Below are 16,045 nucleotides of genomic sequence, written 5' to 3' on the forward strand. Positions count from 1 at the left end.
AGCCCCGCGACGGGCCCGAGTGAGGGCCGCGCTGGCTGCCCGTAAACTAGACGGTGGTGCGTCGGGAAGTCTGGTCGACATTTCGTCGATCGACCCCTCTGGAGGCCTCATGAGCCATGACACCGTCCGCGCGCCGAGCTGGCCCGGGTACGCCGAAGTCCACCGCGTCACCACGCTGCTCCGCCGCGAGTCCGTCGGCGGGATGCTCCTCGTCGTCGCGGCGATCGCGGCGATCATCTGGGCGAACTCCCCGGCGTCCGAGGCGTACTTCGCGCTGCGCGACTTCCGCTTCGGTTACGAGCCCTGGCACCTCGAGCTCAGCGTCGGAGCGTGGGCCGCGGACGGCCTCCTCGCGATCTTCTTCTTCCTGGTCGGTCTCGAGCTCAAGCGCGAGATCGTCGTCGGGAGCCTCCGCCGGCTGAACACCGCGATCGTCCCTGTCACGGCCGCTTTCGCGGGCGTCGCCGTGCCCGCGCTCATCTACGTCGCGATCGTGCACACCCAGCCGAGCCTGCTCGCGGGCTGGGCGATCCCCACGGCGACCGACATCGCCTTCGCTGTCGCCGTGCTCGCCCTCGTCGGCTCGCACCTGCCCGGCCCTCTGCGCATCTTCCTGCTGACCCTCGCCGTGGTCGACGACCTCATCGCGATCGCGATCATCGCGATCTTCTACACCAGTGACATCGCGCTGCTCCCGCTCGGCGTCTTCGCCGTGCTCGTCGTCGTCTACGGCGCGATCGCCCACCGCGCCCGCGCGTGGTTCGCCCGCACGCCGTGGGCCGCGTGGGTGGTTCTGCTCCCGATCGGATTCGCCGCGTGGGCCTTCCTGCACGCCTCGGGCGTGCACGCCACCATCGCCGGCGTCGCGCTGGCCTTCACCATTCCGGTCGCCGCCTCGCGCCGCCGCGAGGCGAACACGATGGACCTTGCGGAGCAGTTCGAGCACCGCTTCCGTCCGATCTCGGCCGGCATCGCCGTCCCACTGTTCGCCTTCTTCGCCGCGGGCGTCTCGGTCGGCGGCGGCGACGGCCTTCTGCGCGCTGTCATGGACCCCGTCACGATCGGCGTCGTCGCCGGTCTCGTTCTCGGCAAGCCCATCGGCATCCTGCTGGGCGTGCGCCTGCTCACCCTGGTGACGAAGGTGCGTCTCGACCCCGCGCTGAAGTGGATCGACCTCGCGGGCGTCGGTCTGCTGGCGGGTATCGGCTTCACGGTGTCGCTGCTGATCGCCGAGCTGAGCTTCGGCGACGGCTCGCCGCACACCGACGACGCGAAGATCGCGATCATGGTCGCCTCGCTCCTGGCATCCGTCCTGGCATCCTGCGTGCTCCTCGTCCGCAACCGTCGCTACAAGCAGTTGGCGCGCGACGAAGAGGTGGATGCCGACGGCGACGACGTTCCGGACGTGTACCAGCAGCCGCTGCCGCCGGGGCGCTGAGAGGTCAGACCGGCGCGTACCTCGGCATCCGGCATCGCAGTTCGTGAACACCGGAACCGACCTCGACCACCTCGCCGTCGGGGAGGCTGACCACACCCGACGCTCCGGTGGGCACTGTCAGGGCGACCCGCATCACCCCTTCGTCGAGGCGCCACTCGATCGCCGCCCGACCATAGGGCGTTTCGTGCGCGGTCCGCGCGAACTCCAGGCCCCCACCCGGGTGGGGCGCGAACGCGATCCTCCGGTAGCCCGGCTCGAGCGGGGCGAGGCCCCCTACTGTGCGGTGGATCCAGTCCGCCACCGCCCCCAGTGCAAAGTGATTGAACGAGGTCATCCCTCCCGGGTTCACCGTGCCGTCGGGCAGCAGGCTGTCCCACCGCTCCCACGTCGTCGTCCCGCCCGACAGCACCGTGTACATCCACGACGGGCACTCGCGTTCGAGAAGCAGGTCATACGCGACGTCGACGTGACCGGAGTGGGTGAGGGCATCTGTGATGAGCGGAGTACCCGCGAATCCGGTGGCGATACGGTTGCCGCCCGCGCGCACGAGATCGGCCAGCCGGCTCCCCCAGCGCGCGAGTTCCTCCTGATCGGCAGCGAGCTCGAACTCGATCGCCAGGGCATAAGCGGTCTGAGCATCGCTGGTGAGAAGACCCGAGTCCGCGACGTACTCCGCACGGAAGGCGGCCTTCACCTCTGCAGAGAGTCGCGCATACGTCGTTTGATCGTCGGCCTTGCCAAGCACGCCCGCGGCCTTCGCGAGGTGCAGGCTCGACCAGGCGAAGTAGGCGGTGGCGACCAGATATCGGTCGGTCGTGGCATCCGCGGGGTCGTGCGGAGGCGCGGCGGGATCGAGCCAATCGCCCAGCTGGAAGCCCGTGTTCCACAGCCGCGAGGGACCGGCTAGCCGGGCGACGAGGTCAACCCAGCGCTTCGCCGAGTCGTACTGATCGCGCAGGATCTGCTCGTCACCGAACTGCCGGTACAGCGTCCAGGGGGTGAGTGCGGCCACGTCGCCCCAGGCCGCGCCCGGGCGGATCGGCGTCCACTCGTCGCCGCCGGGGATGACTGGGACGTACCAGGGGACCGTGCCGTCGGGGAGCTGCTCGGCAGCGACATCACGGAGCCATGAGCGCAGCATCCCCGAGCAGTCGTAGAGGTAGGACGCAGCCGGGGCGAAGACCTGCAGGTCACCTGTCCAGCCGAGCCGTTCGTCGCGTTGGGGGCAGTCGGTCGGGATGTCGACGAAGTTGTCGCGCATCGACCACCGGATGTTCTCGTGGAGTCGGTTGAGCAGGGGGTCTGATGACTCGAACCATCCCGTCCGCTCCATGTCTGTGTGGTAAACCCGGGCGACGACGTCCCCGGGGGCGATCTCGCCGGACCACCCTGTGATCTCGGCGTAGCGGAAGCCGTGGATTGTGAAGCGGGGCTCCCACGAGATGCGCGAGCCGTCTGCGATCAGCACGTCGGTCGCCGCCGCGCCGCGCAGGGGGCGGGTGTACAGCTCCCCGTCCTGCAGCACTTCTGCGTGACGGAGAGTGAGGACGCGGCCTTCGTCGGCCTTCACGTCGAGGCGGAGCCTGCCCGAGATGTTCTGACCGAAGTCGAGGATCCACGCACCCGACGCCGACGCGGTCACCGAGACAGGCAACAGCTCCTCGGTGCAACGCACGGGAGGGCCCTCCGGCGCGATCAGCGTGGCGTGGTCGACGGGCAGTGCTCGAACCCCGGACCACTCACGCCCAGGGGCCGTCGCCCAATCGTCGCGCTGGAGACGCGCGTCGTAACGCTCGCCCTCGTAGAGACCCGTGCTGATGATGGGGCTCGGCGCCGCTTCCCAGGATTCATCGGTGGCCACCACGGTGCGCGTGCCGTCGGCATGCTCGATCTCGAGTTGTGCAATGAGACCGATGTCGCTGCCGTAGAGATTCGGATACCCGCCGTGGAAGCCGAGTCGACCGCGGTACCACCCATCGGAGAGCCACGAACCGATGGCATTCTCCCCGACGGCGAGGTGCTCGGTCACGTCGTAGGTGTAGTAGCGCAGACGCTGCCCGTACACCGTCCATCCGGGCGAGAGGGCGTCGTCTCCGACGCGCTGGCCGTTGATCTCGACTTCGTACAGACCGTGAGCGCTGACGTACAGTCTGGCTCGCGACACGGTCGACGCCACGGAGAACGACGTGCGCACGCGTGGCGGTCGGCGCAGCTCTTCGGCGTCTTCCTGCCACGCGGGACCCACCACCGAGGCCACCCAGTCATCAGCGTGAAGCAACCCGGTCTCGACGGGCGCGGACGGTGACCAATCGGAGATCACCCCGTCGTCACCGCATACCCGCACACGAACCGACGCGCGCTGTCGCGAGCGGAGGGGCTCGAACGGCCAGTCCACCAGGACGGACTCGCGGCTCTCGACCCGCACCCTTTGAGGTGGCCCTCCATCAGAGACCGCCTCGAGCTCATAGGCGCTCTGCCGCCACCGCGCAGGCGCCGTGGTCTTCCACGACAGCCTCGGTTCGGGCACACCGATTCCGAGCGCACCCGGCAGGTGCTCGAAGGTGGGGGGGGATACGTCGATGGTCATGCGGAGGTCGTCTCATCCTGCTGGGGGTGAATCATGGGCTTGAGCGCGGAACGGTCGTGTCCGGGAAGAAGGAGGGCCTCGTGGACGCCACTCAACGGATGAGTGCTCGTCACGAGGCGGCGAAGGTCGAGCCGCCCACTGCACGCCAGCGCGATGGCATCCGGGTACTGGTGGGCATAGCGGAACGTCCCCGTCACGGTGATCTCTCGTGATTGGACGATGTCGAGCGGCAGTGTCACGTGCCCATCGCGCGCCACGCCGACGAAGACCGCTCGGCCGGCGCGGCCGAGGGCGGTGACGCCGGCCATCACCGCCGAAGGTGCTCCCGAGCACTCCACCAACGCGGTGAACTCACCAGACAAGGCTTCGTTCGCGACATCGATCGTTCTCTGCGCACCGAGGTCGAGCGCGATGGAGAGCCTCTGGTCAGACAGGTCGCAGACAGTGACGTCTGCGCCTGCAGCGCGAGCAACCTGAAGCACGAGCAGGCCCACGGGACCCGCGCCGCTCACAAGGACGCGATCACCGAGTCCGACGCCGGCCTTGCGCACGGCCCACAGTGCGACGGCAAGAGGCTCGATGAGCGCCGCCTCATCGTCGTCGAGCGCGTCCGGCACGTCATGCGCGAAGTCCGAGGGGATGACGAGGTGGCTCGCAAAGGCCCCGTCGACGGGCGGCGTCGCGAGGAACCGCACGTGCGAGCACAGGTTGTACCGGCCCGCGCGACAGTCGCCGCACCGTCCACACGGGACTCCCGGTTCGATGGCCACCCGCGAACCGACACGCTCAGGTGAGACGTCGGCACCGACCTCGACGATGACCCCGGAGGCCTCGTGCCCGAGTACCAGAGGTTCGGTGACCCACGTCGAGCCGATGTGCCCGTCGCGATACCAGTGCACGTCGGACCCGCAGACACCGACGGCACGCACTTCGACGAGCACGTCGAGAGGGCCTGGCACCGGCATTGGACGCTGCTCGACATGTGTGGCATCCACTCCCGTCATGACCGCGGCACGAAGATGTCGCGGCGCGCTCACCCCTTGACCGCCCCGCTCGCAAGGCCTGCCATGATGCGCTGGTTCAATACCAGGTAGATGGCGAGGATGCCGAAGACGTTGATGCAGATCGCGGCGAAGAGCGGGCCGTACTGCGTCGCGCCGAATTGACCGGTGAAGTTCAGCAGCCCGACCTGCACGGTGCGCAATTGCGACGAGTTGGTGAAGGTCAGAGCGATGAGCAGGTCGTTCCAGAAGAAGAAGAACTGCACGAGGCCGACGGTGACGATGGAGTTGCGTGCCATCGGCAGTGCGACCGAAAAGAATGACCGGAAGATCGACGCGCCGTCCAAAGTTGAGGCTTCGAACACCTCACGGGGAATGGCGCGGAAATAGGTGGCCATCATGAAGACGGTCAGCGGCAGCCCGGTGGCGGTGTACGTGATGATCAGCGGCAACAGCGATCCGGTGATGCCGGCTTGGAAATACACCGAGAACAGGGGCAGGAGGATCATCTGCCCCGGCACCATGATGCCCGCGAGGAACAGCAGCAGAATGCCAGCCCTTCCGCGGAAGACCATCACCTCGAGCACGAATCCGGCGGCTACTCCGAGCAACAGCATGAGGAACAGGGCGGGGAACACTGCCAGGACGCTGTTCCCGAGGTACTGACCGATGTTCCCCGTGACCCACGCGTCCGCGTAGTTCTGGAGGTTGAGGGAGCGCGGCAGAGCCCACGTGGGCGCGTTGAGGAACTCGTCCTGACTCTTGAACGAGTTCATGAGCAGCCAGAGAAGCGGCAGGACCTCGATGGCGACGAGCAGCGCGATCAGGACCGAGCCGGGAAGACGGCGCATCGTTGTTCCGCGCACGGTACGGCGGCGGCCGCCGGGGCGGACGGCGTCGGGATTCTTGGGCAGCGTAGTGGTGGACATGGGATCAGCCCTTCGTGACGTCGCGGCGGGACGACCGGAAGATGAACACGGTCACGATCAGACACAGAACAGTCAGCAGCAGCGCGATCGAGGCGCCATAGCCGTACTCGCCGTAGCTGAACGACGTCTGGAACATGTAGAGCGTCAGCGGAGTGGTAGCGGTTCCCGGGCCGCCGTTGGTCAGCGCCACGATGGAGTCGAAGACCTTCAGAGTTCCGTTGATCGAGAAGATGATCGACGACAGCAGCACAGGGAGCGACAGCGGCAGCACAATGCTGCGCACCATCCGCCATCCGTTCGCGCCGTCGAGGCGGGCGGACTCCATGATGTCGTCGGGGATGTCCAACAGACCGGTGTAGAGCAAAACCGCGTAGAAGCCCATGGACCGCCAGAGATCCATGATGACGAGGACCACGATCGCGCTCACCGGACTTCCGAACCAGTCGATCGAGCTGATCCCTAAGACATTCAGAAGAGCGTTGACGGGACCCGTCTGCGGAGCCACCTCGAACAGCTTCTGGAACATCAGAGCGACGGCGACCGTGGGAATGATGACCGGGAAGAAGACGAGTGTTCGCACCACACTCCCCCGGTTGCGGAGGACGAACACGTAGAACAACGCCAGCAAATAGCCCAGCAGCACCTGGCCGGCGGTGATGATCACCGCGTACAACAGCGTGAAGCGCAGCGCTTCAGCGACGCGCGGGTCGCTGAACAGTCGCGCGAGATTCTCGATCCCGACGAACTCGAATCCCGAGATCGCATTGCCCTCGAACAGGGTGTAGCCGAGCGACCACACCACCGGGATGAGCATCACGAGCGTGTAGACGAGCAGAGCGGGTCCGAGCAGGAGCGCAATCGCCCGCTTGTCGCCGAGGACTTTGTGCATGGGTGTTCCTTCGAGCGGGAGTGGAGGGTGGGAGCCGCCGCAGAGACGGCCCCCACCTCGGGACGGCGTCAGCCCAAGTCGGCCTGGACCAGACTCATGAAGTCCTGCGGCGAGATGGCACCCGTAACCAGCTGCGCGGCGTTCTTCTGGCTGGTCTCGGTGGCCTTGGCATTGAACAGGGCCTCGAACCACAGCACCGATTCCTTGGTGGATGCGATGCGGTCTTGGACGAGGGTGGTCAGCTCATCGGCTTTGACATCACCGTTGACCTTGAACCCCGAGATCGTGTTCGCCTCCGACAGCGACTGAGCACCGTAGTTCTTCGCAATGCAGGTGAGCCATGAGCCGGTGTTGTCGTTGTACGCCTTGGCCGACAGAGCCATGGGCAGACCGACGTTCGCCGGAGTTTGGCTGGAATCACCGGCGCCACCCTGCACGTTCGGGAACGGCATGAATCCGATGTTCTCCGACCCGATCTGGTTGGCCGCGTCGTCCGCGAAGTTCGCGAGCGCCCAGCTGCCCATGTAGAAGAACGCCGACTTGCCCGTGAGGAAGGTGTTGAAGGCGGTGTCGTAGTCGATCGACCCGACGCCCTGACCGAAGTAGCCGGCGGTGCCGAGATCGGCCACGGCCTGAGCCGCGGCGACGTACTCGGGATCTGTGAGCTTCGCCTGTCCGTCGGCGACCTTTTGCAGAGCGTCGGGACCGAGGTCGCGGAAGATATAGCCGCTGATCAATCGGGTGATCGGCCACCCCTGCTCGCCCGACGCGGAGAACGGTTGGACGCCCGCGCCCTCGAGCTTCGCCGCGTCAGCGGTGAGCTCGCTCCACGTGGAGGGGACATCGATGCCATTGTCGGCGAGGAGCTTCTTGTTGTACCAGATGCCCTCGATGTTGTACTGGTAAGGTAAGACGTTGAAGCCGCCGTAGAGCTGCTCGATCGTCGAGATCGCAGCGGGCTCGATCTGGTCGATCACCCCGAGGTCGGTCAGCGTCTTCTCCAGGTCGAGCACCTGACCGCCCTTGGCCAGTTCCTTCGTCAGCGCGGGAGCGTTGCCCGCGGCGTATTGGGTGGGCAGAGCATTCTGCCCCGCCAGCAGCTGGAGCTTCTGGTCGAGTTGCGTCTGGGGCACCGTCTCGACCTGCAACGCCTGGGCATCGTTCTCCGCCTTGCACTGGTCGGTGCTCAGAGTCTTCAGAACCTCGGGAATCGTGGTGTTCTCCTGATTCACCAGAAACGAGAACGACGAACCGGATGCCGCGCCTCCTCCGCCGGCGCACGCGGTCAACGCGAGCAGACCGGCGGCACCGGTAGCGATGAGCGCGGCTGTGCGGCGCGAGCGCGTGAATGCTGTGGACACTTTTCCTCCTCGAAAACGCGCCTCGTTCATTGAAGCGCTTCAAGAGGATTATGCAGGGCACCATCGGGCGCGTCAAGAACTTTTTGAAGCGCTTCAGAGCTGCGTCAGCGCGGCAGCTCGCCCGACCGTGCTTTCGCGCACGACGAGCTCGGGGCGCAGCACGGTCGTCACGTGCTCATGCCCGACTGGGCCGGCCGCGATCTCGGCCAGCAGCAGACGTAGTCCCTCACGACCCATGTCGAGCCCCTGCATCTGCACCGACGTCAGCGGGATCATCCCACCCCACGCCGCGGAGTTATGGTCGCAGCCCATCACCGCGACATCGCCGGGGACGTCGACGCCCTGCGCACCGAACACCTGGATGATCGCCATCGCAAGAAGATCGGTCACGGCGATCACCCCGTCGAGACGACCGCCGCGCACCTTCGCCACGAGCCCCTCAGCTGCGCGGAGCCCGCCGGGGGGATCGAGATTCTCGGTGGGAACCTCTTCCAGCGTGACGCGCCCGCCCGCCTCCGCGACCGCGCGGCGGACACCTCGTCGCCGCAACGCGACAGGCTGCAGGTAGTCTCGCCCCCCGACGAACGCCAGGCTGGTACGGCCGATGTCGATGAGATGACGCGCCGCCAGATAGCCGACCTCCTCATTGTCGACCAGCACTTGGCAGCAGTCCCCGCGCCCGGTGTCGTAGTTCAGCATCACCGTCGGACGACCGTGTCGGCGAATACGTGCAACGTCCTCGCTCGCGTCCTCCATGGGAGCGAGCAGGATCCCGCTGACCCTGGCCTCGTCGAAGAAGTCGAGGTCGGCGCGCTGTTGATCGATTCTGTTGTCGCTATTGGCGACCAGCACATTCATCCCCAGCTCGGCGGCGTGACGCTGCGCCCCCCGGGCGATGTCGACGAAGAGCGAGTTACTGATGTCGATGACCACGAGTCCGACGCTGCGCGAGCGCCCCGCCGCGAGTTGCTGCGCGTTGGAGTTGCGGACGAAGCCGAGTTCGGCGATTGCCTTCTGAACCTTCTCTAGCGTGGCCGGAGCGACCTTGGCGGGATGGTTCAAGACGTTCGAGACCGTTCCGAGCGCGACCCCGGCGTGCCGAGCAACGTCGGAGATACTCGGCATCCGGTCGCCTTGCTGCACTCGAGGTCCCCTTCGCCAACGGTGTCGATCAGTTGGATGCTAACCGATCGAGGCGCCTGTTGATGCGCTTCAACACCCATCGCGCCAGAGGCAGCATCCCCGTGACCGCGTGCGAACCGGCCGTGCGCGTATGAGACGCGCGTGAGCGATTGCCCCGCTTATACAAGCGGCGCGACGCTCAGGTGCTCGTCCATCGCGACCGGCTCCCACGCGGGCAGGATCTCGTCGAGGATGAAGCGCCCCGCCTCGCGCCACATCTCGACGATCTCGTCGTCGGGAACGACGTCGAGCTCGGCGCGGGTGAGCAGGCGGATGTCGGTCGACTCTCCCGTGTCGGGGGCTCCCGCGGGTTCTTCGGCGGTGACGAGGGCGTAGAGCAGGTCGGTGTGGAAGTGCGCCGGGTCGGCCGAGGTGCAGGCGGTCGAGGACAGCACCGGCACGGGGTGCGCGGCCGCGTCGGTGAGGTGGCGGATGCGCACCACGGGCTGGAGCAGCCGCACCTGCTCGGGCTGATATCCCGACTCCTCGACGAGCTCGCGCCGCACCGCCGCCCAGGGGGTCTCGTCGTGCTCGACGTGGCCGCCGAACATCATGAGCTTCCGGGCGCGCCGGTGCAGGTGGTAGCTCAAGCGCGGCTCGGGGCCGTCGACGCGGACGATGAAGAGGCTCACGGTGGCGTCGTGATCGCCGGGGCGGGTGTGCAGGTGCGGCATCGGCGGCTCTCTCCGCGGGTCGGGACTGTCGACGGTACTGGTGACGCCGGAACGAACGTCAGCGCGAATCTGTGGGGTCTCGGGCGATTTCGATCGTGATGCGACCGCCCGCTTCGATCACGCCCGGGCCGCGGTCGGGCGTCGGCGCGGGGACGGGGATCTCTTGCTCCGCTTCCCATACAATCCGCGCGTCGTGCGCCGTGGGATGGAATAACTCATCGAAGCCCAGCAGACCTCCGGACGACATCGCGGAGGCACCGGACCGCCGCTGACGACGACCCACCGCATACGCGACCGCCGCGAAGACGACGGGCACGCTGAGGACGATCGCGATCGTCGCCCATCCCCATACGTCCTTCATCCCTGCGACTCCGCCAGACCCATCTCCTGCAGCACGCCGGACTTCGTGCGGGTGAATGCCTCGACCTCGCCGTCCTCGCCCTCACCGAATCGGGTCGAGTAGCCGTCACCGCGCGGCCGGGACGCGAACAGCGCCTCCACCGCGCCGGAGAGATCGGCGGAGATCGTGGACCCGCCCGGCGACAGCTCACCGTACCCGGGGACGATGGACACATCGACACGGTTCCGCTCCGCGACGGGGATCACCGCGACCAGCACCGCACGGAGCATCTCCTCCGACACGGCGTAGTTCGGGTACCAGCTGTTCAGGTCGGGACGATCGGTGGTGTCGAGGTCGGCGACGTCGGCGGGCTCGATGCTCACATCGACGCGCAACTGGCAGGAGCCTTCACAGTTGTCGCTCCCCCGCTCGGCGACGATGCGCCAGACCCCGCCGTCGGCGACGCCGCTCTCGTCGATCGCGGCCTGGATCGGCGGGATCGCCTTCTCGATGTCGCTCTTGCTCGAGCCGAAGGGGTCGTCGAACGGAGATCGTCCGTCGATCAGCGGGATCATGAAGCAACCCGACAGGGTCACCGCGACCAGCCCGGCGAGAGCGGCGGCCAGCGCTCCGCGGATCACTCTTCTCACCCTCGCGCGCCTCCCCCTCGTACGCTCCCTCCGGCGGGCCGTGCGGTCAGCCGAAGATCTGCGACGTGATCTCCGACAGCCACGGCCGAGCGTTGATGTTGACGGTCTCGAGGTAGAGCCACTTCCCGTCGCCCGCGACCACCACGTCCTCGGTCTCGGGGGTGTCGGAGGGCTTCGCGCAGTACTGCGCGCCGAAGTCCTGCGACGGCTGGCACTCGAAGCCCTGTGCACCCAAGCCCTCGAGACCGGCCGTGATGTCCGCCGCCGGCGCGGTGCTCACGATGAGCAGCACGGCCGCCGCCTCCTCCTGGATCCAGTTGCACGACAGCACGGTCGTCGCGTTCACGGGCGACGGGCGCACGAATCCGTCGGCGTGCTGCGCGGTCAGGTCGCCGACGGTCTGCTGGCGGGTCTCGGCGGTGCCGAGATCGTCACAGGATGCCGGCAGAGCAGCGGGCGATGACGACGGGACCGCGGGGGTCGAGGCCGTCGGTGAGGCAACCGACGCCGTCGGCGACGCGACCGGGGTGTCGCTCGCGGCCGGCGCGCCGGCTCCCGAGGCGCATCCGGTCAGCAGGGCGGCGGCCCCGATCAGCAGCGCCCCCGTGAAGGCGATTGGTGCACGACGCATGACGGTCCCCCTTCGCGCGGCAGCGATCTCCCCACGCCGTCCGCTTGTCCTTCGCTCAACATAGCTCGGTTCGCCCGCCGCTTCACCCACTTGACCCTCACGCAACGTGAGGGTCAAGCCTGGGGGCATGAACGAGAACTTCGACGCTTTCGACATCAGTCCCGTGCCACCTCCGGGACCGGATGCCATCGCACCCCCGCTGTACCGGGGGATCTACGGCATGCCCCAGTTCGTCACCTTCCCGACGTCCGACCTGGCGGCATCCGTCGACTTCTGGACGCGCGGTCTCGGGTTCTTCGAGCTCTTCGGCATCCCGGGGCAGATGGTGCACCTGCGGCGGTGGGCGTTCCAAGACGTCCTTCTCGTGTCGGGCGAGACGCCGGCGTCGGTCTCGGCGGGGCAGGTGAGCTTCGCGTGCCTCCTCGACCAGATCGACCCTCTGCTGGCGTCGCTCGCCACCGTGGGGGCAGCCGCCGAGGCGCGCGATACCCCCTGGAACACGCGCGAGGTCGAGGTCGTCACGCCCGAGAATGCGCGCGTCGTCTTCACGGCGGCCAAGGTGTTCGATCCCACGACCGTCGAAGGCAAAAACCTCCAGTCGGTCGGCATCGGACGCGACGAGAATGACTCCCATGGGTGAGCAGGGGATGCCAGTCGGCGAGACGGCCGCGCAACTCGGGCTGACCGTGCGCACGCTGCACCACTGGGACGAGATCGGGCTTGCGAGCCCCGCGGCCCGATCCGCCGCGGGGTATCGGCTCTACACCGACGACGATCTCGAGCGGCTCCGCCGCATCGTCGTGTACCGCGAGCTCGGTCTCGATCTCGACGCCATCCGCGCGGTGCTCGACGAGCCGGGCGGAGACGTGGCCGAGCAGCTGCGCGTCCAGCGGGCGCAACTCGCGCGCCGCATCGCGCAGCTGCAGCACCTCGACGAGGACCTCGAGCGCATGATCGCGGCGCAGGAGCATGGCATCCTGCTCTCCGAAGACGAGCAGCGCGCGACTTTCGGGCCGGGGTGGGACACCAGCTGGCCCGCCGAAGCTCGAGAGGCCTACGGCGGGTCGCGGCAGTGGCAGCAGTACGCCGAGCGGGCGGCGTCTCGCTCGGCCGACGACTGGAAAGCCGTCACGCGAACGGTCGCAGCATTCGACGAGGAACTCGGCGCGGCCATCGACGCCGGCGCCCGCCCCGGCGACGCCACGGCCGACGCGCTCGTCGAACGGCATCGCGCGGTGTTCTCGCAGTACTTCCCGATCACGCGCCAGATGCAGGTGCACCTCGGCCGGATGTACGCCGCCGACCCGCGCTTCGCAGCCCACTACGACGCGGTGCGACCCGGGCTCGCCGTGTGGCTGCGCGACGCGATCGAGGCGAGCGCCCGCGCGCACGGCATCGACCCCGACACCGCCACCTGGGAGTGATCAGGCCGAGCCGCGCTCGATGATCTCGGTCGGCAGGATCGCGGTGCTCGCCGGCGCGCGCCCGGCGAGCAGGTCGAGCAGCATCCGCGCCATCTGTCGCCCCTGGTCGTGGGACGGCTGACGGATCGTGGTCAGGGCGGGGAGCAGGGAGGTCGCGGCCGACGAGTCGTCGAACCCGATGACGGCGACGTCGCGCCCGGGCTCAAGCCCCCGCTCGCGCAGGGCCGTGTACGCGCCGCGGGCCATGAGGTCGCTGGCCACGAACACCGCGTCGGGGACGTCTCCGGATGCCAGAATCCGCCGCATCGCGTCGGCACCCTCGGTCTCGGTGAACCCGCCGTCCTCCACGGCGAACGGTTCGAGTCCAGCGGCGGCGAGGGCGTCGCGGAACCCCTGCAACCGGTCGATGCCGGCGGGCATGTCGGCGGGACCGGCGACGGTGGCGATGCGACGGTGTCCACGGTCGAGCAGGTACTGCGTGGCATCCCTCCCGCCCTGCACGTTGTCGACGTCGACGTAGTGGTCGGTGGGGCGCACACGCGCGGGGCGCCCGCCGTAGACGACGGGCACGGTGTCGGCGAGACGGTCGATGAAAGTGTCGCTGGTGTGGTGCGAAGCGACGATCGCGCCGTCGACGCTGCCGCTGCGGAGGTAACCGAGCGCTTTCGCGCTGGCGTCGTCGCTCGCGATGAGCATGTTCATGACGTAGTCGGACTCGCCGATCACCTGCGAGATGCCGGCGACGATGGAGCCGAAGAACGGGTCGCCGAAGAAGCGGTCGGTGTCTTCGGGGATGACGAGGGCGATCGCGCGGGTCTGGCGGCTGGCGAGGGAGCGGGCGGCCCGGTTCGGGACGTACTGCAGCTCGTCGATCGCTCGCTGGACGGCGTCGAGAGCGGCCGGCGACACCGCGGTCGAGCCGTTCACGACGCGCGAGACGGTGGAGCGCGAGACACCCGCTCGTGCGGCGACCTCTTCGATGGTGGCAGCACCGCGCACGGGGGTGAGTGACATCGATCTTCTCCCGGGCTCTGCGATGCGACCGCGCCGTTTCACCAGCGGCGACGTTGTGAGCGTACTCCCCGGACCGGTCCGGATGCTGCTCGACGCTGCCGCGGTCGAATCGAGCCGAAAATGCGCTAGAGAAACCGTCCCAGAGGTCACGGGGCGAGGGCGTGCGCGAGCGAGCGTTCCGAGGGGAAGCCCGACAGTTTCGCGACGCTCGCCAGGGAGAAGTCGGGATCCGCGGCGAGGAACATGCGGGCGAGGCGGAGCCGCTCCTCGCGGAGCATCTGGCCGGGCGACCGGCCGTGGGCGGCGAACGCCCGCTCCAGCTGACGACGCGTCACGCCCGTGCGCTGAGCGACACGATCGACCGTGAGATCGACGTGCATCGCACCCGAGGCGATGACGACCGACGCCCGGTGATACAGGTCGGCGTAGTCGACGACGTCACGCGGCCTCGCCCGGGGTGAGGCGCGCAGCGCTCCGGCTTCAGCGCGCGCCGCGGCGATCAGCGCCTCGACGGATGCCGCGACCGCGGTCGCGACGCTGATTACCCCCCCCCCCCCCGAAACGGGGGTGTGGAAGAGGGCGTTGACGGCCGACAGGATCATGCTCGCCGACACCAGCTCGCCGGCACCGTGGACCCAGGCGGCGGCGCGGTCGTGTGCGCGGTAGTCGATCTCGATGCGCGCGGTCGGCTCGTCGGACACAAGTGAGAACGCCTGGCCGCCCGGGAGGAAGACGACGGCGTTGGGGCCGAGGGCGACCGCCGCGTCGTCGCCGAGCGAGAGACGCGCCTCACCGGCGACCTGCACGAGAAGCGTGTCACGCGGGCTCCCCGTTCTCGTCGCCGCGCGGGTGAGGCTCAGAGCCGTGTGCCAGATGCGTCGCACCGAAACCTCGGCGACCTGCGCCTCATCGATGAAGGCGTGGCTGGGGGCGATGTCGCCGCGGACGTCCATCCCCCGCGCCGCGAACCACTCGGCGACCGCTGATCCGGTCAGAGGGACGCGGGCGATGTTCCATACGGGATCGCGATGGCCAGAACTCGGCGAACCGGGCGCGCTCACGTGCTCTCCCTCCACGATGCGTGGCGACCGACTCTAAGCGGCGGGGCGTCGCCGCCGAAGCCGCTTCACCCCCGTCCTTCGGCCACCGCCTCCGGGGGTCACCCGGCATCCACCCGCCGGTGCGCCATCCCGACAGCGCGCCCCACCTTGCGACACCACTTACATAGCCGGCAGGGATGCACGGCTTGATGTGACACGGCACATCGCCCGACCCCGAGAGGACTTCCCCGTGGAGAACACCCCCGAAACCACCGCCGTCGACGGCGGCCTGCCCCGCCGCACGGTACTCGCCGGCGCCGCCTGGACCATTCCGGTCATCGCCGCCGCGACGATCACACCTACGGCATCCGCCTCCGGCACGCTGCAGCTGGCGTTCGACAAGACCACGTACAACGGCACCGCGTGCTCAACGATCACCGGCGCCTATGTGACGGTGACCACGAACGGGGCGGCGACGACCGGGGCGTCGATCACGGTGAGCCTGTCGAACGGCTACACGTTCTCGGGCGGTTCGACCTCGGCGACGGGGCTATCGGGGACGAACGGGCGGTACATGGTGCCGGACATCAACGTACCGGCGGCAGGCGGAACAGCTACCTCTACGGCGACCTCGGGATCGTCGACCGGGACCGCGACTCTCAGCGCGTCTACGGTCCCCGATGGCATCCCTTACAACGTCACCACACCCATCCAAGGCCTACCCACCGGCGTCACCGCCACGCAGATCACCCGCCAGGAAACCTCGAACAACTCCCACCTCTACGTCCGCGGCAGCGACGGCAAGATCTACTACAGCATCAGCGGCGGCACCCTCACACCCCTCGCCAGCAACGCCAAAGACGGATCCCTCTACGCCTGCGCCCC

At 68.1% G+C, this 16,045-nt stretch carries 16 protein-coding genes; 4 read left to right on the forward strand and 12 right to left on the reverse strand.

The genetic code is table 11. The features are described from left to right. Positions 1-109: 109 nt before the first annotated feature. Complete coding sequence (gene nhaA, locus NS283_RS14370) at positions 110-1,438, forward strand: Na+/H+ antiporter NhaA (protein WP_058597540.1); 1,329 nt, start codon at positions 110-112, stop codon at positions 1,436-1,438. 4 nt (positions 1,439-1,442) lie between these two features. On the opposite strand, the gene NS283_RS14375 is transcribed toward nhaA, so the two are convergent. The 10 genes from NS283_RS14375 to NS283_RS14420 all read right to left on the reverse strand — a co-directional run bounded on the left by NS283_RS14375 (position 1,443) and on the right by NS283_RS14420 (position 11,682). Then, positions 1,443-3,758 (reverse strand): alpha-L-rhamnosidase, encoded by a 2,316-nt coding sequence (locus NS283_RS14375; RefSeq protein ID WP_241492258.1) that lies wholly within the window; start codon positions 3,756-3,758, stop codon positions 1,443-1,445. Positions 3,759-4,021: 263 nt separating this feature from the next. After that, on the reverse strand, positions 4,022-4,990 hold the full coding sequence (locus NS283_RS14380) for an NAD(P)-dependent alcohol dehydrogenase (protein WP_241492259.1): 969 nt from the start codon (positions 4,988-4,990) through the stop codon (positions 4,022-4,024). Between the two features lie 68 nt (positions 4,991-5,058). Beyond that, positions 5,059-5,955, reverse strand: a complete 897-nt coding sequence (locus NS283_RS14385) for a carbohydrate ABC transporter permease (protein WP_058597543.1) — start codon at positions 5,953-5,955, stop codon at positions 5,059-5,061. 4 nt (positions 5,956-5,959) lie between these two features. Next, positions 5,960-6,844 (reverse strand): carbohydrate ABC transporter permease, encoded by an 885-nt coding sequence (locus NS283_RS14390; protein ID WP_058597544.1) that lies wholly within the window; start codon positions 6,842-6,844, stop codon positions 5,960-5,962. Positions 6,845-6,912: 68 nt separating this feature from the next. Then, positions 6,913-8,205 (reverse strand): ABC transporter substrate-binding protein, encoded by a 1,293-nt coding sequence (locus tag NS283_RS14395; RefSeq protein WP_241492260.1) that lies wholly within the window; start codon positions 8,203-8,205, stop codon positions 6,913-6,915. Between the two features lie 93 nt (positions 8,206-8,298). Further along, positions 8,299-9,348, reverse strand: coding sequence for a LacI family DNA-binding transcriptional regulator (locus NS283_RS14400; protein WP_206542563.1), 1,050 nt, complete (start codon positions 9,346-9,348; stop codon positions 8,299-8,301). 158 nt (positions 9,349-9,506) lie between these two features. Further along, positions 9,507-10,061 carry an NUDIX domain-containing protein gene (locus tag NS283_RS14405; RefSeq protein WP_058597546.1) on the reverse strand — a complete coding sequence of 185 codons (555 nt, stop codon included), beginning with the start codon at positions 10,059-10,061 and terminating at the stop codon, positions 9,507-9,509. Between the two features lie 58 nt (positions 10,062-10,119). Next, positions 10,120-10,422 carry a hypothetical protein gene (locus NS283_RS14410; protein ID WP_058597547.1) on the reverse strand — a complete coding sequence of 101 codons (303 nt, stop codon included), beginning with the start codon at positions 10,420-10,422 and terminating at the stop codon, positions 10,120-10,122. Continuing rightward, a complete protein-coding gene (locus NS283_RS14415; protein ID WP_058597548.1) occupies positions 10,419-11,042 on the reverse strand; it encodes a hypothetical protein in 624 nt (207 codons plus the stop codon). Before NS283_RS14415 ends, NS283_RS14410 begins: the two co-directional genes overlap by 4 nt. A gap of 55 nt (positions 11,043-11,097) precedes the next feature. Continuing rightward, complete coding sequence (locus tag NS283_RS14420) at positions 11,098-11,682, reverse strand: hypothetical protein (RefSeq protein WP_058597549.1); 585 nt, start codon at positions 11,680-11,682, stop codon at positions 11,098-11,100. A gap of 127 nt (positions 11,683-11,809) precedes the next feature. Between NS283_RS14420 and NS283_RS14425 the strand changes: the two genes are divergently transcribed. Together NS283_RS14425 and NS283_RS14430 are read left to right on the forward strand one after the other, a co-directional pair. Beyond that, the gene (locus NS283_RS14425) at positions 11,810-12,322 is read left to right on the forward strand and encodes a glycosyltransferase (RefSeq protein ID WP_058597550.1); all 513 of its coding nucleotides are present in this window, start codon (positions 11,810-11,812) and stop codon (positions 12,320-12,322) included. Next, a complete protein-coding gene (locus tag NS283_RS14430; protein ID WP_081317438.1) occupies positions 12,315-13,106 on the forward strand; it encodes a MerR family transcriptional regulator in 792 nt (263 codons plus the stop codon). Before NS283_RS14425 ends, NS283_RS14430 begins: the two co-directional genes overlap by 8 nt. Here NS283_RS14430 and NS283_RS14435 read toward each other — a convergent pair whose 3' ends face one another. Further along, entirely contained in the window at positions 13,107-14,120 is a 1,014-nt protein-coding gene (locus tag NS283_RS14435; RefSeq protein WP_058597552.1) for a LacI family DNA-binding transcriptional regulator, read from the reverse strand. A gap of 146 nt (positions 14,121-14,266) precedes the next feature. After that, the gene (locus NS283_RS14440) at positions 14,267-15,181 is read right to left on the reverse strand and encodes a helix-turn-helix domain-containing protein (RefSeq protein WP_153003381.1); all 915 of its coding nucleotides are present in this window, start codon (positions 15,179-15,181) and stop codon (positions 14,267-14,269) included. Between the two features lie 229 nt (positions 15,182-15,410). On the opposite strand from NS283_RS14440, the gene NS283_RS14445 reads away from it, so the two are divergent. Continuing rightward, positions 15,411-16,045: hypothetical protein (locus NS283_RS14445; RefSeq protein ID WP_058597554.1), on the forward strand; the 635-nt coding region annotated here is incomplete at its 3' end.

The sequence above is a fragment of the Microbacterium testaceum genome, from assembly GCF_001476285.1.
Classification (GTDB): Bacteria; Actinomycetota; Actinomycetes; order Actinomycetales; family Microbacteriaceae; genus Microbacterium; species Microbacterium testaceum_B.